Origin of the sequence: Pseudomonas sp. Root329 (assembly GCF_001424925.1) — a bacterium.
Taxonomy (GTDB): Bacteria; Pseudomonadota; Gammaproteobacteria; order Pseudomonadales; family Pseudomonadaceae; genus Aquipseudomonas; species Aquipseudomonas arabinosi.
Genome location: NZ_LMCV01000038.1, coordinates 1 through 19,978, shown reverse-complemented (window position 1 = coordinate 19,978; position 19,978 = coordinate 1). Strand labels below are relative to the sequence as shown.

The window sequence follows — 19,978 nt, the reverse complement described above, 5'->3', positions numbered from 1 at the left end:
GTGGCGTTCGATTAAATAGATGGCTTGCGTCCGCCGTGGGGTTGCTCTCGGGCGACGGTCAGGAACGGGTCCACCAACGCTGGGCGCGCGGTGCCGCGACGCCAGGCCAGGCCAACGTCCAGCGTCTGGCTCAAGTCCGCTATCGGGCGCGCCTCGATGATGTCGCCCTCCAGTGACCATGGGCGATAGGTCATGTCGGGCTGGATCGACACGCCCAAACCCGCGGCCACCAGGCTTCGCACCGCTTCGGTCGAGGCCGTTCTTAAGGTGATGCGCGGTTGTAGGGAGGCCGCTGTCCACATGCGCTGGGCGTTGCGGTCCATTTCATCGACGTTCAGCTGAATCAACGGCTCACGGGCCACGTCGGCGAGGTTGATGCTGTCGTGTTCCAGCAGTGGATGCTGGGCCGGCAGCCATAACCGGTGCGGCGAGTGGGTCAGCACTTCGGTCTGCAAGGCGTGACGGTCTTCTAGGTTGGAGAGGATCAACACGCCGACATCGATCTCACCGCTGACCAGCAAATGCTCGATGTACGGTCGCTCATCCTCCATCACCCGGATCTCGACGTTGGGGTAGGCGCGCTGGAAACGGGTGAGTAGATCCGCAAGGTAGTAACCGGCCACCAGGCTGGTCACGCCGATGATCAACTGCCCGGCGACCTGATCGGTGCTCTGTTGCAGGCTGCGTTTGGCGTTGTCCACCGTCGCCAGAATCAGGTGCGCCTGACGTAGAAATTGGTGGCCCTGGTGGGTCAGCGTCATGCCCTTGGCGTGACGGTTGAACAGGCCGACGCCGATTTCCTGCTCCAGTTGCTGGATGGCCAGGGTCAAGGTGGACTGAGAAATGAACGCGGTTTGTGCCGCGGCGGAGATCGAGCCGGTCTCGGCCACGGCGATGAAGTGACGGATCTGACGCAAGGTCATCATGGAGAAAGTACCCGGTGGGCGGTTTTTATAGATTTGCTTGAGTGTATATCCATTTTTCTGAAGGGCCGTGGTCGGCTGAACGGCGCTGCGCAACATCTCGAAGCACTCTCGCCCCCGAATGCCGGGCACTTTCGATCTAGGCTGGTGACCTTATTGATCCGGTTAACCCCTTTTTTGGAGGCGGCAAATGAACACGCGTGGATTGCTCGATCAGCTACTCAAGTCCGGTCAGGACATGTTGCAGAACAAGGCCGGCGGCTCACAAAACAAGGCCTCTGGCGGTGGCTTGGGCGGATTGCTCGGCGGCAGCGGTGGTTCGGGCGGCCTCGGCAGTTTGCTTTCGGGCGCAGGCGGCGGGGCGTTGGCGGCCGGTGCCATGGGTTTGCTGCTGGGCAGCAAGAAAGGGCGTAGTGTCGGCGGCAAGGTCCTGACTTATGGCGGCCTGGCTGCGTTGGGCGTGATTGCCTACAAGGCGTATGGCAACTGGCAGGCCCAGCAGGGCACCGCGCCGCTTTCTAATACAAGAAGTGAACCGCAAACGCTTGATCGTTTGCCAGCAGAGCAAGTCGAACTGCACAGCCAGGCGATTCTCAAAGCGCTAGTGGCCGCCGCTAAAGCTGATGGGCATGTCGATGAGCGTGAACGTGCGCTGATCGAAGGCGAGTTCACCAAGCTCGATAACGATCAGGAATTGCAGCACTGGCTGCACGCCGAACTCAACAAACCGCTGGACCCGGCCGACGTCGCCCGCGCTGCCAGCACGCCGGAAATGGCCGCCGAGATGTACATCGCCAGCGTGATGCTGGTGGATGAGGAGAGCTTCATGGAGAAGTCCTACCTCGATGAACTTGCACGTCAGTTGAAGCTTGAGCCGGGGTTGAAGGCTGAGCTGGAGAAGCAGGTGCGTCAGGCTTCTATCTAAGCGTTGTTTAAAAAACGCGTTCCGAGAGGGTTCTGGGTAACCTCGATCCACCGGAGTAGGTGTGCAGTCAGTTAATTCGCGTCATCGTTCTTCGCGAGCAGGCTCGCTCCCACATAGATCGTGTGTGGGAGCGAGCCTGCTCGCGATGGCATTTTCAGCAGCACCACAGATTTTATTGTCATTTCACGACCCGTTTCCTCCGATTCACCCCAGGCAACAGTCTTATAAATGAAACACAGCCCTCAGCTATACTCCGCAACATTTCAACCGCCCCTCGAGGACTGACTGTGAAGAACTGGACGTTGCGCCAACGCATCTTGGCGAGCTTTGCGGTAATTATCGCCATCATGTTGCTGATGGTCGTCGTCTCGTATTCCCGGCTGTTGAAGATCGAAACCAGCGAAGCCAGCGTTCGTGAAGACGCGCTTCCCGGGCTGTATTACAGCTCGATGATTCGCAGTGCCTGGGTCGATACTTACCTGCGGACCCAGGAAATGCTGGGCTTTAAGGAGGGGCAGGGCTTCAGCACTGAAGAGGCCGAAAACTTCAAAAACTTCGAGGTGCGTCTGCAAGAGCAGATGAGTAACTACCAAGGCACGGTCACCACGGATGAAGACAAGGTCGAGTACGCCGTTTTTGAAAAACTCCATGGCGATTACAACAAAGTCCTGGCGACCGTAGTCGATTTGCATAAGCGCAATCAGGAAACTGAAGCCATCAAGATGTTCAACGAGCAACTGACCCCGGCCTGGACCGCAGGTCGCGTGAAGCTCAATGACATCATTCGCGAAAACAAAGCGGTGGCCGACCAGGAAATCGCGAACATCGATGACGCTGTGGACACCGCGAAAGTCATCATGGGCATCTCCCTGTTGATCGCGGTACTGGCCGCCGGCCTCTGCGGTCTGCTGCTGATGCGCGCCATCATGGCGCCGATGAACCGGATCGTCGAAATTCTCGAAATCATGCGCACCGGGGATCTCAGCAACCGCCTGAACCTGGCGCGCAAGGACGAATTCGGCGCCGTGGAAACCGGCTTCAACGACATGATGACCGAGCTGACGTCCCTGGTGTCCCAGGCCCAGCGTTCCTCGGTGCAGGTCACCACCTCGGTGACCGAGATCGCTGCCACCTCCAAGCAACAGCAAGCGACCGCTACCGAAACCGCCGCCACCACCACCGAAATCGGCGCGACGTCCCGTGAGATTGCGGCCACTTCGCGGGATCTGGTGCGCACGATGATCGAAGTCTCCACCGCCGCCGATCAGGCCTCGGTGCTCGCTGGCTCCGGGCAGCAAGGCCTGGCGCGGATGGAAGAGACCATGCACTCGGTGATGGGCGCGGCCGATCTGGTCAACGCCAAACTGGCGATCCTCAATGAGAAGGCCGGCAACATCAACCAGGTGGTGGTGACCATCGTCAAGGTCGCCGACCAGACCAATCTGCTGTCGCTCAACGCGGCGATTGAGGCCGAAAAGGCCGGTGAATACGGCCGCGGGTTTGCCGTGGTCGCCACCGAAGTGCGGCGTCTGGCGGACCAGACCGCCGTCGCCACGTACGACATCGAGCAGATGGTGCGCGAGATCCAGTCGGCAGTGTCGGCCGGGGTCATGGGCATGGACAAGTTCTCTGAAGAAGTGCGCCGTGGGATGTCCGAAGTGCAGCAAATCGGCGAGCAGCTGTCGCAGATCATCCATCAGGTTCAGGCGTTGGCGCCGCGGGTGTTGATGGTCAACGAAGGCATGCAGGCCCAAGCCACGGGCGCGGAGCAGATCAACCACGCGCTGGTGCAGTTGGGCGATGCCAGCAGCCAGACCGTCGAGTCCTTGCGCCAGGCCAGTTTCGCCATCGACGAACTGAGCCAGGTGGCCGTAGGGCTGCGCAGTGGCGTTTCGCGATTCAAAGTCTGATGAGCGAACCCACGGCCAAACGCACCGCCGTGAAGCCGGCGCTGCAATCATTGTTTCTGGTGTTCCGCATCGGCAGCGAGCGCTATGCCTTGCAGGCCATCGAGGTGGCGGAAGTGCTGCCGCGTCTGCCATTGAAGCCGATTCCCCGCGCGCCGGAATGGGTGGCCGGGGTGTTCGCCTACCGCGGCGCGGTGGTGCCGGTGATCGACCTCAGTGCGCTGACCTTCGGCCAACCGGCCCAGGCCCGCACCAGCACGCGCTTGGTGCTGGTCTATTACCGTCCGGATGAAACCGCTGAGGCGCAATTGCTCGGGCTGATTCTGGAACAGGCCACCGATACCTTGCGCTGCAACCCGGCGGATTTTCAGCCCTATGGCCTCGATAATCGCCAGGCGCCGTACCTCGGGCCGGTGCGTGAAGATGCCCAGGGTTTGCTGCAATGGGTGCGGGTCGCCGACTTACTCGACGATCAGGTTCGCGCGCTGCTGTTTCCGTCGCAGCCGTTGGACCTGGCGCTGTTTGAGGAGCGGCCATGAGCAGCGATCAGCGGTTTTTCGATTTCCTCAAAGAGCGCATCGGTCTCGACGTGACGTCGGTAGGCCCGGCGATCATCGAACGTGCGGTGCGCCAGCGCAGCACGGCGTCCAAAGCGCTGACGGCTGATGAGTACTGGCACACCTTGCAGGGTTCGCAGGACGAGCAGCAGGCGCTGATCGAAGCGGTGATTGTCCCCGAGACCTGGTTTTTCCGTTACCCGGAATCCTTCGCCACGTTGGCGAAACTGGCCGCCAAACGCCTGAGCGACATCAACAATATGCGCGCGCTGCGGATTCTCAGCCTGCCGTGTTCCACCGGTGAAGAACCGTATTCCATCGCCATGGCGTTGCTCGATGCCGGGCTACAGCCGCACCAGTTCAAGGTCGAAGGCATGGACGTCAGCCCGTTGTCGGTGGAAAAGGCCCGGCGCGCGCTGTACGGCAAGAATTCGTTCCGGGGTCAGGACATCGCCTTTCGCGACCGGCATTTCACCGCTGAAGGCGAGGAGGGCTTTCGCCTCAGCGGGCGAGTACTCGAACAAGTGCGTTTGCAGGTCGGCAATCTGCTGGATCCGACGTTGCTGGCCAACGAGCCGCCTTATGACTTTGTGTTTTGCCGCAACCTGCTGATCTATTTCGATCAGCCGACCCAGCAGCAAGTGTTCGAAGTGCTCAAGCGTCTGACCCATGTGGATGGCGTGCTGTTTATCGGCCCGGCCGAGGGCAGTTTGCTCGGCCGTTTCGGCATGCGTTCGATCGGTATCCCGCAGTCCTTTGCGTTCAGTCGTCAAAGCGCACCAGAGCCAGAACCCTCCCCGACGTTCGTGCCAACGCCTCTGCCCGTGCACCAACCGGTGCGCAGCGTGGCGCCGCCGCCCGTTCGCAGCCGGCCCTTCGCAACGGTGGCGCCGCTGCCTGTCGTGACGAAAGTCGCCAACCCGGAAACGGCCACACTGCTGGCGAACATCGCCGCGCTGGCCAACGAAGGCAAAAGTGCCGAGGCCCGCGCCGCGTGCGATAGCTATTTGCGCAGTCACGAGCCAGTGGCCCAGGTCTTTTACTGGCTGGGCTTGCTCAGCGATGTCGCCGGCAGAGTCCTTGAGGCTCAGGGTTTTTATCGCAAGGCGCTGTACCTCGACCCGCAACATCCCGACGCGTTGATGCACCTGGCGGCGTTGCTGCAATCCTTGGGTGACACGGCAGGCGCCAGACGATTGCAGGACCGCGCCGCCCGCAGTGAGCGCGCCACTGACAGTGAGCGTAACCGATGAACGCCGCCGACACCTTTAGCCTCACCCATGAAGATGCCCAGTCCATCGACGACTGCTGGAACCGCATCGGTATCCACGGCGACAAGTCCTGCCCGCTGCTGAGCGATCACATTCACTGCCGCAATTGCGCGGTGTATTCGGCCGCTGCGACGCGCTTGCTCGATCGCTATGCGTTGCAGCAGGAGGACCGCGGGCAAGTCTCTACGGCGGTCGAGAGCGAGGTGAAAACCCGTTCGCTGTTGATGTTCCGTCTCGGCGAAGAATGGCTGGGCCTGGCCACTCGCAGTCTGGTGGAAGTCGCGCCGCTGCAAGCGATTCATTCCCTGCCGCACCAACGCTCCCGGGCCTTGCTCGGCGTGGCGAATGTGCGCGGCGCGTTGGTGGCGTGCCTGTCGCTGGTGGAATTGCTCGGGCTCGACGGTGCCAGCAGCGTGGCGTCCGGCGCGCGGGTCATGCCGCGCATGCTGATCATCGCCGCCCACGGCGGGCCGGTGGTGGTACCGGTGGATGAAGTGGACGGGATTCACGCCATCGACGAACGCATCCTCGAGGCGGCGTCCCGCTCTGGCACGCAGGCCAGTGCCAAATACACCCGTGGCGTGTTGCAATTCAAAGGTCGCAGCCTGCGTTGGCTGGATGAAGAACAGCTGCTGTCCGCCGTGACCCGGAGCCTTACATGACCCCCGAGCAAATGCGCGACGCCTCTTTGCTGGAACTGTTCAGTCTGGAAGCCGAGGCCCAGACCTTGGTGCTAAGCGCCGGCCTGCTGGCGCTCGAGCGCGATCCGACCCAGGCCGATTACCTCGAGTCGTGCATGCGCGCGGCCCACTCGCTCAAGGGCGCGGCGCGGATTGTCGGGGTCGATGCCGGGGTCAGCGTCGCCCATGTGATGGAAGATTACCTGGTCAGCGCCCAGGAAGGGCGCCTGTACCTGCGGCCCGAATACATTGATGCACTGTTGCAAGGCACTGATCTGCTGATGCGAATTGCGACGCCGGGCAACGCTCCGGCGCCTGCGGATATCGACGCTTACGTCGTCTTGATGGGACGGCTGCTTGATCACATGGCGGCTACCCCCATCGCGCCGCCGATGGCAGAACTTCAGCTGGAACCGCCGACGCCCACAGTTGAGCCGCCCATGCCGGCCGCCACCGAAGCCCCCCCGGCAGCGCCCGCCGAGCCAGCGCCCAAGACTAAACGCACCACCGAAAACGGCGAGCGGGTGTTGCGGGTCACGGCCGAACGCCTGAACAGCCTGCTAGATCTGTCGAGCAAATCCCTGGTGGAAACCCTGCGGCTCAAACCGCACCTGGCCACCATGCAACGCCTCAAGCGTATGCAGAACAAAGGCCTGCGGGCACTGGAAAACCTCAACGTCCACCTCAAGGAACATGCCTTGAGCCTGGAAGCACAGGAAGCCCTCGATGACGCTCGTCGGCTACTGGCTGAGTCTCAGCAATTGCTGGTGGAAAAGAACGCCGAACTGGATGAGTTCGCCTGGCAGGCCAGTCAGCGGGCGCAAGTGTTGTACGACACCGCGCTGGCCTGCCGCATGCGGCCGTTTGCCGATGTGTTGAGCGGGCAGGTGCGCATGGTCCGCGACCTCGGTCGCGACCTCGGCAAACAGGTACGACTGGAGATCGAGGGCGAGAAAACCCAGGTCGACCGCGACGTGTTGGAGAAACTTGAAGCGCCGCTGACTCACCTGCTGCGCAATGCCGTGGATCACGGCATCGAATCCCCGGAGCAACGGCTATTGGCGGGCAAACCCGCTGAAGGCCTGATCCGTTTGCGCGCCTCTCATCAGGCCGGTCTGCTGGTGCTGGAGCTGAGCGATGACGGCAATGGCGTCGATCTGGAAAAGGTCCGCCGCAGCATCATCGAACGCCAATTGTCCCCGGCCGAAACCGCCGCGCAGTTGACTGAAGAAGAGCTGCTGACCTTTCTGTTTCTACCGGGTTTCAGCCTGCGCGACACGGTCACCGAAGTCTCCGGACGCGGCGTCGGACTGGATGCGGTCCAGCACATGGTCCGCCAGGTGCGCGGCGCGGTCGTGCTGGAGCAGGTGGCGGGCGAGGGCAGTCGTTTCCATCTCGAAGTGCCACTGACCCTGTCGGTGGTGCGCAGTCTGGTGGTGGAAGTCGGTGACGAGGCGTATGCCTTCCCGCTGGCCCACATCGAACGGATGTGCGATCTGGAGCCGGCGGACATTGTCCAGGTCGAAGGCCGTCAGCATTTCTGGCACGAAGGCCGGCATGTCGGGCTGGTCGCGGCCAGTCAGCTGTTGCAGCGTCCGGCGAGCCAGAACAGTCAGCAAACCCTCAAGGTCGTGGTGATTCGCGAGCGTGAAGCGATTTACGGCGTGGCGGTGGAGCGTTTTATCGGCGAGCGGACGTTGGTCGTTTTGCCGCTGGACGAGCGTCTGGGCAAGGTGCAGGACATTTCCGCCGGGGCCTTGCTCGACGATGGTTCGGTAGTGTTGATCGTCGACGTCGAAGACATGCTGCGTTCGGTGGACAAACTGCTCAATACCGGGCGTCTTGAGCGCATTGCCCGTCAAGGCAGCCAAGTGGTTGAAGCCGCTCGAAAACGGATTCTGGTGGTCGACGATTCGCTGACCGTGCGTGAGCTGCAACGCAAGTTGTTACTCAATCGCGGCTACGACGTGGCGGTGGCGGTGGACGGGATGGATGGCTGGAACGCCTTGCGTTCGGAGGATTTCGATCTGTTGATCACCGACATTGATATGCCGCGCATGGATGGCATCGAACTGGTGTCTTTATTGCGCCGGGACAATCGCCTGCAATCCCTTCCGGTGATGGTAGTGTCTTACAAGGATCGTGAAGAGGACCGTCGCCGTGGACTGGACGCTGGAGCCGACTATTATCTAGCCAAAGCCAGTTTTCATGACGACGCCCTGCTTGACGCGGTGGTTGAGCTCATTGGAGGAGCACGTGCATGAGAATAGCGATCGTCAACGACATGCCCATGGCGGTGGAGGCCCTGCGCCGCACCTTGGCATTCGATCCGGCGCACGAGGTGGTCTGGGTCGCCAGTAATGGGGCCGAGGCGGTGCAGCGTTGCGCTGAAAACACGCCGGATCTGATCCTGATGGACCTGATCATGCCCGTGATGGATGGCGTGGAGGCGACCCGGCGGATCATGGCCGAGACGCCGTGCGCGATTGTCATCGTTACGGTCGACCGCGAGCAGAACGTGCACCGGGTGTTTGAGGCCATGGGCCACGGAGCGCTGGATGTGGTCGATACGCCGGCCATCGGTGCCGGCAATGCCCAAGAGGCTGCGGCGCCGTTACTGCGCAAGATCATGAACATCGGTTGGCTGATCGGTGACCGGGGCAATCGGGAGCGAGCCGCCCCGAGTCCGCTGCGTAGTTCGGCTTCGCGCCAGCGCCTGGTCGCCATTGGTTCATCCGCCGGTGGGCCGGCAGCGCTGGAAGTATTGCTCAAGGGGCTGCCGCTAGATTTTTCGGCCGCCATCGTGCTGGTGCAGCATGTTGACCAGGTGTTCGCTGCCGGCATGGCCGAATGGCTCAGCAGCGCCAGTGGCCTGAACGTGCGTCTGGCCCAGGAAGGCGAGCCTCCGCAGGCCGGCTCGGTGTTGCTGGCGGGCACCAATCACCATATTCGCTTGTTGAAAAACGGCACGCTGGCCTACACCGCCGAACCGGTCAACGAGATCTACCGGCCCTCGATCGATGTGTTCTTCGAGAGCGTGGCCAATTACTGGAACGGCGATGCCGTGGGTGTTTTGCTCACCGGCATGGGACGCGATGGCGCACAGGGGCTTAAACTCATGCGCCAACAGGGCTACCTGACCATCGCTCAGGATCAGCACAGCAGCGCGGTGTACGGAATGCCGAAGGCGGCAGCGGCCATCGACGCCGCTGTGGAGATTCGCCCACTGGAAAAGATAGCGCCACGATTGCTGGAGATTTTCCCCAAATGAAGACATTTCACAGCAATCTGGCCCAAGTAGTACTCAGGTGACTGCCCATGACTGATTTACAGCTCGACGACTTCAAAACCGACGAAAACGCCGCCATGGTGTTGTTGGTGGACGATCAGGCAATGATCGGCGAGGCGGTGCGCCGCGGGTTGTCGAACGAAGATAACATCGACTTCCACTTCTGCGCCGACCCGCACCAGGCCATCGCCCAGGCGATCCGCATCAAACCGACGGTGATCCTCCAGGATCTGGTGATGCCCGGTCTTGACGGCTTGAGCCTGGTGCGCGAATACCGCAACCATCCGGCGACCAAGGACATCCCGATCATTGTCCTGTCGACCAAGGAAGACCCGCTGATCAAGAGCGCGGCGTTTGCGGCCGGGGCCAATGATTACCTGGTCAAGTTGCCGGACAACATCGAACTGGTGGCGCGCATCCGCTATCACTCGCGCTCCTACATGACGTTGCTGCAGCGTGACGCCGCTTACCGCGCGCTACGGGTCAGTCAGCAGCAGTTGCTCGACACCAACCTGGTGCTGCAACGCTTGATGAACTCCGACGGCCTGACCGGGCTGTCGAACCGCCGGCATTTCGACGAATACCTGGAACTTGAGTGGCGCCGTTCGCTACGTGACCAGAGTCAACTGTCGCTGCTGATGATCGATGTCGACTACTTCAAGTCCTACAACGACAGCTTCGGCCACCTTGAAGGCGATGAAGCCCTGCGCAAAGTAGCCACGGCAATTCGTGATGCCAGCGCCCGACCTTCGGACCTGCCGGCCCGTTACGGTGGCGAAGAATTCGCCCTGGTGCTGCCCAATACTTCGCCGGGCGGCGCGCGACTGGTCGCGGAAAAACTTCGCCAGACCGTGGCTTCGCTAAAGATTCCGCATGTTTTCCCGGTCGAAGGTTCGAGCCTGACCATCAGCATCGGCCTGTCGACCATGACCCCGCAACCGGGCGGCGATTGCCGCCAATTGATCTCGGCGGCGGACAAGGGCCTGTATCTGGCCAAGAACAATGGGCGTAATCAGGTGGGGATCGAGTAACTCGCTGAAACACGATGCCCTGTAGGAGCTGCCGAAGGCTGCGATCTTTTGATGTTGCTTTAAAAGGCGAAAATCAAAAGATCGCAGCCTTCGGCAGCTCCTACAGTTCGGAACGCGGGCTCGACCGCTGCTACAAGTGTTCGCCGTTTAGCCAAAACCATTCACCGCTAAAGCCGCCAGGCGGGCTGCCGTGACAGCCTGATTACGTTATACTCGCCGGCTTTCAAAAGTTCGCCAACGAGTGCTGCCCGCCATGGAAATCAACCCGATCCTTAACAGTATCAAGGACCTGTCCGAGCGCTCCGAAACTATTCGGGGGTATCTTTGACTACGATCAAAAGCATGAGCGTCTGACTGAAGTCAATCGCGAGCTTGAAGATCCGTCTGTCTGGAACAACCCGACGTACGCTCAGGAGCTGGGCCGCGAGCGGTCCCTGCTGGCTCAGATCGTCGAAACCCTCGACGAAATGCACACAGGCCTGGCCGACGCCAAAGACCTGCTGCTGATGTCCGCCGAAGAAGAAGACCAGGCCGCCGTCGATGACGTCGCTGCCGAAGTTGAGCGTCTGCGCGAGTCCCTGGAAAAACTCGAATTCCGTCGCATGTTCAGCGGTGAAATGGACGCCAATAACGCCTACCTGGACATCCAGGCCGGCTCCGGCGGTACCGAGGCTCAGGACTGGGCCAACATCCTGCTGCGCATGTACCTGCGCTGGGCCGACAAACGCGGTTTCGACGCGACCATCATGGAACTGTCGGCCGGTGAAGTCGCCGGTATCAAGGGCGCCACCCTCCACATCAAGGGTGAATACGCCTTTGGCTGGTTGCGTACCGAAATCGGCGTGCACCGTCTGGTGCGCAAGAGCCCGTACGACTCCGGTAACCGTCGCCACACCTCGTTCTCGGCCGTGTTCGTGTCGCCGGAAATCGATGACAACATCGAAATCGACATCAACCCGTCGGACCTGCGCATCGACACCTACCGCTCCTCCGGTGCCGGTGGTCAGCACGTAAACACCACCGACTCGGCCGTGCGTATTACGCACGTACCGAGCAACACCGTGGTCAGCTGCCAGAACGAACGCTCCCAGCACGCGAACAAAGACACCGCGATGAAAATGTTGCGGGCGCGCTTGTACGAGCAGGAAGTGCAGAAACGCAACGCCGCCTCCCAGGCCCTGGAAGACACCAAGTCGGACATCGGCTGGGGTCACCAGATCCGCTCGTATGTACTCGATGCGTCGCGAATCAAGGATTTGCGCACTAACATCGAACGCAGCGACTGCGACAAGGTGCTCGACGGCGATATCGACGAATACCTGGTGGCCAGCCTGAAGCAAGGCCTGTAAACCGCCAGTCATGACCTTAAGTCCCCTGCCATCGGTGGGGGCAACGAACCTGTGATGGAATTTTTAAAGACATGAGCGACCTAGAACTCGACCCGCAAGCCCTGCAACAGGAAGAAAACTCCCTGATCGCCCTGCGCAAGGAAAAGCTGGCTGCCGAGCGCGCCAAGGGCAATGCCTTCCCGAACGACTTCCGCCGCGACAACTACTGCGAAGACTTGCAGAAACAGTACGCGGACAAGACCAAGGAAGAGCTGGCAGAAGCTGCAATCCCGGTCAAGGTTGCCGGTCGTCTCATGCTCAACCGTGGCTCGTTCATGGTGATCCAGGACATGTCCGGTCGCATTCAGGTTTACGTCAACCGTAAAACCCTGTCCGAAGAAACCCTGGCCGCGGTGAAAACCTGGGACCTGGGCGACATCATCGCCGCCGAAGGCACCCTGGCGCGTTCCGGCAAGGGCGACCTGTACGTCGAAATGACCAGCGTGCGCCTGCTGACCAAATCCCTGCGCCCGCTGCCGGACAAGCACCACGGCCTGACCGACACCGAATCCCGTTATCGTCAGCGTTACGTTGACCTGATCGTCAACGACGATGTGCGCCAGACTTTCCGCGTTCGTTCGCAAGTCATCGCGCACATCCGCAGCTTCCTGATGAAGCGAGACTTCCTGGAAGTCGAAACACCGATGCTGCAAACCATTCCTGGCGGTGCAGCGGCCAAACCGTTCGAAACACACCACAACGCCCTGGACATGGACATGTACCTGCGCATCGCGCCGGAGCTGTACCTCAAGCGTCTGGTGGTCGGTGGTTTTGAAAAGGTGTTCGAGATCAACCGCAACTTCCGTAACGAAGGCGTTTCGACTCGTCACAACCCTGAATTCACCATGTTGGAGTTCTACCAGGCTTACGCCGACTACGAAGACAACATGGACCTGACCGAAGAACTGTTCCGCGAACTGGCACAGCTGGTTCTGGGCAGCACCGACGTGCCTTACGGCGACAAAGTGTTCCACTTCGGTGAACCGTTCGTGCGTCTGTCGGTGTTCGACTCGATCCTCAAGTACAACCCTGAGCTGACCGCTGACGACCTGACCGACATCGATAAGGCCCGCGCCATCGCCAAGAAGGCCGGCGCCAAGGTGCTGGGCTTCGAAGGTCTGGGCAAACTGCAGGTGATGATTTTCGAAGAACTGGTCGAGCACAAGCTGGAGCAGCCGCACTTCATCACTCAATACCCGTTCGAAGTGTCGCCGCTGGCCCGTCGTAACGACGACAACCCGAACGTCACCGACCGTTTTGAACTGTTCATCGGTGGCCGCGAAATCGCCAACGCCTATTCCGAGTTGAACGACGCGGAAGACCAGGCCGAGCGCTTCATGGCGCAGGTGGCCGACAAGGACGCCGGCGACGATGAAGCCATGCACTACGACGCCGACTTCGTTCGCGCGCTGGAGTACGGCATGCCGCCAACGGCCGGTGAAGGTATCGGCATCGACCGTCTGGTGATGCTGCTGACCAACTCCCCGTCGATCCGCGACGTGATCCTGTTCCCGCACATGCGGCCACAAGCGTAAGTGTTTCAATAAAAAAGCCGCCTAAAACAGGCGGCTTTTTATTGCCTGTCTGGTACAAACGTATCAATTGGTTACTTTTGAAGTAGAGAGGAATACCTGTCGTGAACCGTGCAATTGCTCAAGAGGGTGCAGCGGACGTCGCCACTGCGGTCGCTGAAAGTGTTCAGTACCAGGGTCGCAAGGCCAGCCGACAGGGCAGTGAACAGCGTCGACAGGACATTCTCGATGCGGCGATGCGCATTGTCGTGCGCGATGGCGTGCGGGCCGTGCGTCACCGCGCGGTGGCCGCCGAGGCCGGTGTGCCGCTGTCGGCCACCACTTACTATTTCAAGGATATCGATGACCTGCTCACCGATACCTTTGCCCAATACGTGGAACGCAGCGCGGCGTTCATGGCCAAGTTGTGGGCCAGCAACGAAGGCCTGCTGCGCGAAATGGTGGCTTATGGCGATGGCAGCCCCGAGTCGCGTTCCCTGCTGGCTGACGATATCGCACGCCTGACCGCCGATTATGTGCAGCGCCAATTGCACAACCGTCGCGAACACTTGATGGCCGAGCAGGCGTTCCGTCAGGAGGCCCTGTTGAACCCGCGTCTGGCGGAGTTGGTGCGCTCGCATCAGCAAATTCTTTTGCAAGGCACCTGCCATTTTTTCGAGGTATTGGGTTCCCGCGAGCCACAACAGGATGCCAAAGTGTTGACGGCGATTATCGGACGGATGGAATATCAGGGCCTGCTCAACGACGCCGAGCCTGTCGCCGAAGCCGAAATGCTCGGCATCCTGACCCGCTACATGCATTTGGTATTGGCGTCGGTGTAACCCTTGTGGGAGCGGGCTTGCTCGCGAATACGGTGTGTCAGTCGACATTAATGTTGAATGTTCAACCGCATTCGCGAGCAAGCCCGCTCCCACATGAGGTCCGCGTGTGTTCAAAGGGAGTGTTGAATGAAAGCCTGGCGTGTCGTTGTGATCGCCTTGTCGTTCCTGCTGCTCAGTGGCTGTCTGGTGACCTTCAAGGAGCCGTTGCCCTCGAGCGAGCCCGCGCCCAAAGGGTTGCTCGGCAAATGGACCAGCACCAACGCCTGGGGCGAGCCGCTGAATCTGGAGCTGACACGCCTCGGCGACAATCACTATCAGGCCGTCAGCTACTTCAAGGCTAAACCCAAGGAGCGCGAGGCCTATCCGTTCACGCTGACCCGCCATGGCAGTCGCTGGTACCTGTCGGCCAAAGTGCCGGCGCAGTTCGGTGGGCATTTCACTCTCTTGGGTTTTGAACTCACCGATAAGCATGAGCTGGTGGTCTATAACCTCGACCTCGAGCAGATCAACCAGGCCCTGAGGCAAAAAGTCCTCAGCGGCGAAGGCTTCCAGACCGACGACGGTGACGGCGTGTTGATCAACAACAATCTGGACCAGGTTTTCGCCTACCTCGACGATCCGGCCAATTCCGATGTGTTCGTCGAGGCCGTGCGCTATCAGCGCCTGGCCAAAGCCAAATAAACCCAGCACGTAAACGGTTTTTCTACAGGAGTTTCGGGTGGACGATTACCAGCAGACGATACGCATGTTGTCCGATCGCATTGTGCTGGCGCAGACGCCGATTCGCGTCCTCGATGCGGTGAAGTGGGACGACAACATCCGCAAGGGTTTCCTCAAGGCCAAGGGCAAGGAAATGCCGGCGGTGGACCGCGATTACTACCTGAACCGGCCGCTGGCGTTCGACTCCAGCAAGGTGAAGCTGGAATTCCAGAACATCGAACGCGACATCACCCGTCAGCTCGGACAGTTCAACCCGGTTGGCCAGATCATGCGCCGCATGTGCAAGGAATACCGGATGGTGGTGCGCATGCTCGAAGCGCGCGGCACCGAGGATTTCGGGCTGATTTCACAGGAGCTTTACGGTGCCGCTTCCGACGCGTTCCACGCCGGCGATCCGACCCTTTCCGACCTGGGCCTGATGCTCTCGGATTACCTGAACAATATCGATGGCCGTGGCGACTTGAAGGACGAACCGAAAATCCTCACCGCCAAGGAAGCCGTCCACCTGCTGCAAACCCGCTTGAACAAGGTATTCGGCGAGGCCGAGGAAACCATTCGCGTATTCGAGTCCGACGGGATCGTCGCCGATGCGGCGGCTGGCGCCGACTACATCAAGATTCGCGCCGACGCGATGTTCAACGACCGTGACGTGCGCGCTCTGGAAGTCCACGAAGGGCTGGTGCATGTGGGGACCACGCTCAATGGCCTGAACCAGCCGATCTGCACCTTCCTCTCCAAAGGCCCGCCGTCGTCCACTGTGACCCAGGAAGGCCTGGCGATCCTGATGGAAATCATCACTTTCGCCTCTTACCCGAGCCGCCTGCGCAAATTGACCAACCGCACCCGCGCCATTCACATGGTGGAAGAGGGCGCGGACTTCCTGCAGATCTTCGAGTTCTTCCGCGAGCAAGGCTTTGAAATGGCCGAAAGCTACGGCAACGCCAGTCGGGTTTTCCGTGGCTCGGTGCCGACAGGTCTGCCATTTACCAAAGACTTGTCCTACCTCAAGGGCTTTATCATGGTTTACAACTACATTCAGTTGGCCGTGCGTAAAGGCAAGCTTGAGCAGATACCGCTGCTGTTTTGCGGCAAGACCACGCTGGAAGACATGCGCACCTTGCGCCAGTTGGTGGATGAAGGGCTGGTGGTGCCGCCGAAGTATTTGCCGGATCAGTTCCGCGACCTGAACGCGCTGTCGGCGTGGATGTGCTTCTCCAACTTCCTCAATCACCTGAGCCTGGACCGGATCGAAGCGGATTACTCCAATATCCTCTAAGGAGTACACGGTCAAAATGTGGGAGCGGGCTTGCTCGCGAATGCGGTCTAACATTCAATATCTCTGTTGTCTGACACACCGCTTTCGCGAGCAAGCCCGCTCCCACAGGTTCTGTGTTTCAACCTTCATTCGCGAGGTTTCAACGGATGAGATTCCTCGGCATTTTTTGCCTGCTGCTGACCCTGAACGGCTGCAGCTCGCTGCTGTTCTACCCCGAGCCAGGCCAGTTATTTACCCCTGAAAAAGCGCATCTTGAATACCGCGACATCACCCTGACCACCGCCGACGGCCTCAAGCTGCACGGCTGGTGGTTGCCGGCCAAACAAGGTGTCGAAGTCAAAGGCACGGTGCTGCATTTGCACGGTAACGGCGGCAACCTGCCCATGCACCTTGGGGGGAGCTGGTGGTTACCGAAAGAAGGGTATCAAGTGCTGCTGCTGGACTATCGCGGCTACGGTCTGTCCGAGGGTGAACCGACGCTGCCAGAGATTTATCAGGACATCGACGCCGCGTTCAAATGGCTCGACCAGGCGCCGGAGGTCAAGGGCAAGCCGCTGATCCTCCTGGGGCAAAGCCTCGGCGGTTCGATGGCCGTGCATTACCTGGTTCAGCACCCCGAACGCCAGAAACAACTCAAGGCCTTCGTCCTCGACGGCGTGCCCGCCAGTTACCGCAGTATCGGTCAATTTGCCCTGAGCCAATCCTGGATGACCTGGCTGTTTCAGGTGCCGCTGTCCTGGCTGGTGCCGGACGGCGACAGCGCGATCCATTCCATGGCGCAGCTCAATGGCGTGCCGAAACTGATCTACCACAGCATCGACGATCCGATCGTGCCCCTTTCCAACGGCATCCGTCTGTATCAAGCTGCGCCGCCGCCGCGGGTGCTGCAACTGACCCGTGGCGGTCATGTGCAGACGTTCGCCGACCCGGTCTGGCGCAAAGTCATGCTGCGTTTTCTCGATGACCCGCAGCATTTCAACGGCCTGCGCCGCCTGGGCGAAGTCCCGAATTACCCGGCGCCGAAAAATTCTGAAGATGAACCACCAGAGAGTCCGCAATGAGTGAAGAACGTAACGCCATCCCGCTGATCATCACCGGTATCTGCACCATCCTCGGCACCGTCGGGGCCTTGTGGTTCTACGGCTACCTGCACTTCGCCAAACCCGAAGATGCGCTGCTGCTCAGCGACTTCACCATGCTCAAGACTGTGCCGGGCGAAGACTACAAAGTCTCCCTGGAGCCGGCCGCGCAAGTCGCTCAGTGCATCGATGGCGTGCTGGTGATGTTTGACACCGAACAGAAAGGCCTGAGCGGCGTATTGGTCAACAACAAGAAAAAAGCCGTGCGCTGCATGGGTGAGGAAACCCCGCAGAAGCTGCAACCGTAGCGCGCCCGATCTTAAAAACAAAAGCCCCGCCTGATCGATTCAGGCGGGGCTTTTATGTTTCAGCAGACGAAGCTTAGTTCGAGCTAACCGCCGAACGCGGGATCACCGGCTGGTTGTCGTTGGAAATGGTCACTTCCACCCGACGGTTCATCGCACGGCCCGACACGCTGGAGTTCTCCGCGACCGGGTATTCCTTGCCGTAACCCTGCGCCACGATACGCGCTGGATCAACGCCCATTTTCACCAGCGCCGTGCGCACGGAGCCGGCACGACGCTCGGACAGCGACTGGTTGTGGTTCGCGGTGCCCGTGCTGTCGGTGTAGCCCTCGACGATCACTTTGCGATCAGGGTTTTCCGAGAGGAACTGCGCCAGTTTGTTGATGTTTACCAGACCGCTGGACTTCAGATCAGCCCTGTCAGTGGCAAACAACACATCACCGAACGTCACCAAAGTACCGCGATCGGTCTGCTTGGCGTTCAGGCTGTCCTGCAATTGCTTGATCTGTGCGTCGCGGGCATCCAGACGAGCCTGGGCGCGCTGCGCAGAAGCATTTTTCAGATTGGCTTCGGCGTTGCGCAGGGCGATGGTCTGCTTCGCCACTTCAACACGTTGATTGGTCAGGTAAGCCAGTTGGTCGACCTTGGCCTGGTCTTCTTTGTCTTGATAAGCCTTGTCGGCCTTGTCCAGGTAATCGCTGGCTTCTTTGGTTTCCAGCGCCGCGACTTTGCTGGCTTGCGGGTTGGTTTGCAGGCCGGTGTAGTTGGTGCGGGCCTGTTCCAGGTTCGCGTTCGGCGGCGTGGAGCAGGCGGCCAGTGCAACGCTTGCGGCCAGCAGGGCAGGGATCATCAATTGTGTACGCATGGTGGTTTCGTCCTTTTAGTCGAGTAAGAAGTACGTCGTGTCGCGCCGCTTACTGCACGGTGCGCTGGCTTTCCTGACGCAGTTCTTGAACACCTTTCTGAGAGTCCTTCACAGCCTGTTCAGCTTTGATCGCCTGGGCTTTGCGCTCAGCCACGCGAGCGTCCCACTCGGCCTGTTCGGCCAGGACTTTGGCTTCGTCATACTTTTTGTCGTGCAGGGCGATTTCGGCTTGTTTGAGCTTGTCCTGGGCGGATTTCATTTCCACTGCCGCGAATTCGGTACCGCCAGCACTGACGGCGCTGTTGACCGCCGATTCCGTCACAGCGAATTGCTCGCTTGGCGGGTTGCCGGCACAACCGGCCAGAACGAAGCTGCTGCCGATGGCCAGTGCAGCCAGTTTCAGGCTACGCAGAGGGGGGAACGAGGATTTGGCAGTTCGGGTCTTCATGGTCTTCAACTCCATTGGAATAACTCCTGAAAAACTTAAACATCCATCCTGGGCAAGGAGCCGCAACCTTCAATTTCCGGGGGTGTTTTAAAACGGCCGTCCCAGGCGTGGTTAATGGGTGTGACCCGAGGCGTTTTTCGAAAGTTCAGAGAATATGGCTTATCGCCTGAAAAAACTTTGACCGAGCGGACAAGGCTCTAAACCGGGAATTCTTACCGCAAGCAGCGGTATTCCCGACCCCGTAGGCGGCCAGGAATACGCATTTTGAGAGGGGGAAAGAAGTGCGGTAATCAGTGTTTCTGTTTGTCGTCAACGGCCGACAAATCGTGCAAATGACGACGGGACAAGGCGAGAAAACGCGGAGTCGGACCGACGTCTTCGTACAGCGGATCACCTTCTTCGTCGGTGGCCACGACGGTCGAGCCCTTCACGTACGGGAAGCTTTTTTCGAGCTCTTCCAGGGCGGCGCCGATCAGCTCGCCGAGCAGTTCTTCGGGCTGCCGTTTGGGGTACATCTCGATAATGGCCGCCAGCCGTGCGGCGGCCTCTACATCCAGATGAATCGAGTATCCGGTGTCGGTCAGGCGACCCTTGGCGTTTTCTTCCCAGTGATGGGCAAGCTCGCGGATTTTCATAGTGACCTCAATGCGCACCTGCTCGTGGCAGGCAGTGTCAGTGTCCGGCAATCGCCGGCGGCAGCCGTTGTAAGGCTTACTCTTCAGACTAGCTTTAACGCCCAAGGTTTAAAGTCCCTTCGTCGTCTTATGGCGCGGAGGGGTATTGGGGGGATTGGGTGTATATCCGTTTTTGCGGTGATGGCGGCTATCGGTTTCGCTTTTACAGCGAGTCACTTGGAAAAGCCCCAAGTAACCAAGGGCTCTTGCCCCTGACGTTCGGTGCCTCGCCTAGGCTCGGCATGCCCTCGCTCCGGTCCTGCTCCGTGGGCCCGCCGCCATCGGCC

The 19,978-nt window shown here is 60.1% G+C and carries 19 protein-coding genes; 15 read left to right on the top strand and 4 right to left on the bottom strand.

The genetic code is table 11. The features are described 5' to 3' along the window. Window positions 1-11: 11 nt before the first annotated feature. On the bottom strand, window positions 12-926 hold the full coding sequence (locus ASC74_RS25085; RefSeq protein WP_008151654.1) for a LysR family transcriptional regulator: 915 nt from the start codon (window positions 924-926) through the stop codon (window positions 12-14). 187 nt (window positions 927-1,113) lie between these two features. On the opposite strand from ASC74_RS25085, the gene ASC74_RS25080 reads away from it, so the two are divergent. The 15 genes from ASC74_RS25080 to ASC74_RS25010 all read left to right on the top strand — a co-directional run bounded on the left by ASC74_RS25080 (window position 1,114) and on the right by ASC74_RS25010 (window position 17,707). Beyond that, complete coding sequence (locus ASC74_RS25080; RefSeq protein ID WP_056744948.1) at window positions 1,114-1,848, top strand: tellurite resistance TerB family protein; 735 nt, start codon at window positions 1,114-1,116, stop codon at window positions 1,846-1,848. Window positions 1,849-2,135: 287 nt separating this feature from the next. Further along, complete coding sequence (locus ASC74_RS25075; RefSeq protein ID WP_056744946.1) at window positions 2,136-3,758, top strand: methyl-accepting chemotaxis protein; 1,623 nt, start codon at window positions 2,136-2,138, stop codon at window positions 3,756-3,758. Then, window positions 3,758-4,294: a chemotaxis protein CheW gene (locus ASC74_RS25070; protein ID WP_056744944.1), complete on the top strand. Its 537-nt coding sequence runs from the start codon at window positions 3,758-3,760 to the stop codon at window positions 4,292-4,294. The genes ASC74_RS25075 and ASC74_RS25070 overlap by 1 nt, the downstream gene beginning before the upstream one ends. Further along, window positions 4,291-5,565, top strand: a complete 1,275-nt coding sequence (locus tag ASC74_RS25065) for a CheR family methyltransferase (RefSeq protein ID WP_056744942.1) — start codon at window positions 4,291-4,293, stop codon at window positions 5,563-5,565. The genes ASC74_RS25070 and ASC74_RS25065 overlap by 4 nt, the downstream gene beginning before the upstream one ends. Continuing rightward, window positions 5,562-6,245, top strand: a complete 684-nt coding sequence (locus tag ASC74_RS25060) for a chemotaxis protein CheW (RefSeq protein ID WP_056744940.1) — start codon at window positions 5,562-5,564, stop codon at window positions 6,243-6,245. The genes ASC74_RS25065 and ASC74_RS25060 overlap by 4 nt, the downstream gene beginning before the upstream one ends. Continuing rightward, a complete protein-coding gene (locus ASC74_RS25055) occupies window positions 6,242-8,527 on the top strand; it encodes a hybrid sensor histidine kinase/response regulator (protein WP_056744938.1) in 2,286 nt (761 codons plus the stop codon). Before ASC74_RS25060 ends, ASC74_RS25055 begins: the two co-directional genes overlap by 4 nt. After that, the gene (locus tag ASC74_RS25050; RefSeq protein WP_056744936.1) at window positions 8,524-9,534 is read left to right on the top strand and encodes a chemotaxis response regulator protein-glutamate methylesterase; all 1,011 of its coding nucleotides are present in this window, start codon (window positions 8,524-8,526) and stop codon (window positions 9,532-9,534) included. The genes ASC74_RS25055 and ASC74_RS25050 overlap by 4 nt, the downstream gene beginning before the upstream one ends. Window positions 9,535-9,581: 47 nt before the next feature. After that, window positions 9,582-10,583, top strand: a complete 1,002-nt coding sequence (locus ASC74_RS25045; RefSeq protein WP_056744934.1) for a response regulator — start codon at window positions 9,582-9,584, stop codon at window positions 10,581-10,583. 253 nt (window positions 10,584-10,836) lie between these two features. Beyond that, window positions 10,837-11,932, top strand: a protein-coding gene (gene prfB, locus ASC74_RS25040; RefSeq protein WP_156400847.1) for a peptide chain release factor 2 whose coding sequence is annotated in 2 segments (ribosomal slippage) — window positions 10,837-10,908 and window positions 10,910-11,932 — 1,095 coding nt in all. Because the reading frame shifts where the segments join, the coding sequence is not laid out codon by codon here. 71 nt (window positions 11,933-12,003) lie between these two features. Continuing rightward, complete coding sequence (lysS, locus tag ASC74_RS25035) at window positions 12,004-13,506, top strand: lysine--tRNA ligase (RefSeq protein WP_056744930.1); 1,503 nt, start codon at window positions 12,004-12,006, stop codon at window positions 13,504-13,506. 101 nt (window positions 13,507-13,607) lie between these two features. Further along, complete coding sequence (locus ASC74_RS25030) at window positions 13,608-14,324, top strand: TetR/AcrR family transcriptional regulator (protein ID WP_056744928.1); 717 nt, start codon at window positions 13,608-13,610, stop codon at window positions 14,322-14,324. 126 nt (window positions 14,325-14,450) lie between these two features. After that, window positions 14,451-15,005, top strand: a complete 555-nt coding sequence (locus ASC74_RS25025; RefSeq protein WP_056744926.1) for a hypothetical protein — start codon at window positions 14,451-14,453, stop codon at window positions 15,003-15,005. Between the two features lie 64 nt (window positions 15,006-15,069). Further along, the gene (locus ASC74_RS25020) at window positions 15,070-16,320 is read left to right on the top strand and encodes a flavohemoglobin expression-modulating QEGLA motif protein (RefSeq protein WP_177338882.1); all 1,251 of its coding nucleotides are present in this window, start codon (window positions 15,070-15,072) and stop codon (window positions 16,318-16,320) included. Between the two features lie 146 nt (window positions 16,321-16,466). Further along, the gene (locus ASC74_RS25015) at window positions 16,467-17,381 is read left to right on the top strand and encodes an alpha/beta hydrolase (protein ID WP_056744924.1); all 915 of its coding nucleotides are present in this window, start codon (window positions 16,467-16,469) and stop codon (window positions 17,379-17,381) included. Continuing rightward, window positions 17,378-17,707, top strand: a complete 330-nt coding sequence (locus ASC74_RS25010) for a hypothetical protein (RefSeq protein ID WP_046048161.1) — start codon at window positions 17,378-17,380, stop codon at window positions 17,705-17,707. Before ASC74_RS25015 ends, ASC74_RS25010 begins: the two co-directional genes overlap by 4 nt. A gap of 73 nt (window positions 17,708-17,780) precedes the next feature. Here ASC74_RS25010 and ASC74_RS25005 read toward each other — a convergent pair whose 3' ends face one another. The 3 genes from ASC74_RS25005 to ASC74_RS24995 form a co-directional block, all read right to left on the bottom strand. Continuing rightward, a complete protein-coding gene (locus ASC74_RS25005; protein ID WP_056744922.1) occupies window positions 17,781-18,569 on the bottom strand; it encodes an OmpA family protein in 789 nt (262 codons plus the stop codon). 49 nt (window positions 18,570-18,618) lie between these two features. Beyond that, on the bottom strand, window positions 18,619-19,032 hold the full coding sequence (locus ASC74_RS25000) for a DUF4398 domain-containing protein (protein WP_056744920.1): 414 nt from the start codon (window positions 19,030-19,032) through the stop codon (window positions 18,619-18,621). A gap of 275 nt (window positions 19,033-19,307) precedes the next feature. Further along, a complete protein-coding gene (locus ASC74_RS24995; protein ID WP_046048158.1) occupies window positions 19,308-19,652 on the bottom strand; it encodes a hypothetical protein in 345 nt (114 codons plus the stop codon). Between the last annotated feature and the right edge of the window lie 326 nt (window positions 19,653-19,978).

Bases quoted from the DNA above. Each gene is read 5' to 3' on its own strand.
- ASC74_RS25050 (WP_056744936.1), top strand. From the start codon at position 8,524: ATGAGAATAGCGATCGTCAACGACATGCCCATGGCGGTGGAGGCCCTG.
- ASC74_RS25045 (WP_056744934.1), top strand. From the start codon at position 9,582: ATGACTGATTTACAGCTCGACGACTTCAAAACCGACGAAAACGCCGCC.
- ASC74_RS25010 (WP_046048161.1), top strand. From the start codon at position 17,378: ATGAGTGAAGAACGTAACGCCATCCCGCTGATCATCACCGGTATCTGC.
- ASC74_RS25005 (WP_056744922.1), bottom strand. From the start codon at position 18,569: ATGCGTACACAATTGATGATCCCTGCCCTGCTGGCCGCAAGCGTTGCA.
- ASC74_RS25060 (WP_056744940.1), top strand. From the start codon at position 5,562: ATGAACGCCGCCGACACCTTTAGCCTCACCCATGAAGATGCCCAGTCC.
- ASC74_RS25000 (WP_056744920.1), bottom strand. From the start codon at position 19,032: ATGGAGTTGAAGACCATGAAGACCCGAACTGCCAAATCCTCGTTCCCC.
- ASC74_RS25025 (WP_056744926.1), top strand. From the start codon at position 14,451: ATGAAAGCCTGGCGTGTCGTTGTGATCGCCTTGTCGTTCCTGCTGCTC.
- ASC74_RS25015 (WP_056744924.1), top strand. From the start codon at position 16,467: ATGAGATTCCTCGGCATTTTTTGCCTGCTGCTGACCCTGAACGGCTGC.
- ASC74_RS25070 (WP_056744944.1), top strand. From the start codon at position 3,758: ATGAGCGAACCCACGGCCAAACGCACCGCCGTGAAGCCGGCGCTGCAA.
- ASC74_RS25020 (WP_177338882.1), top strand. From the start codon at position 15,070: ATGTTGTCCGATCGCATTGTGCTGGCGCAGACGCCGATTCGCGTCCTC.
- ASC74_RS25065 (WP_056744942.1), top strand. From the start codon at position 4,291: ATGAGCAGCGATCAGCGGTTTTTCGATTTCCTCAAAGAGCGCATCGGT.
- ASC74_RS25085 (WP_008151654.1), bottom strand. From the start codon at position 926: ATGATGACCTTGCGTCAGATCCGTCACTTCATCGCCGTGGCCGAGACC.
- ASC74_RS24995 (WP_046048158.1), bottom strand. From the start codon at position 19,652: ATGAAAATCCGCGAGCTTGCCCATCACTGGGAAGAAAACGCCAAGGGT.
- lysS (WP_056744930.1), top strand. From the start codon at position 12,004: ATGAGCGACCTAGAACTCGACCCGCAAGCCCTGCAACAGGAAGAAAAC.
- ASC74_RS25055 (WP_056744938.1), top strand. From the start codon at position 6,242: ATGACCCCCGAGCAAATGCGCGACGCCTCTTTGCTGGAACTGTTCAGT.
- ASC74_RS25080 (WP_056744948.1), top strand. From the start codon at position 1,114: ATGAACACGCGTGGATTGCTCGATCAGCTACTCAAGTCCGGTCAGGAC.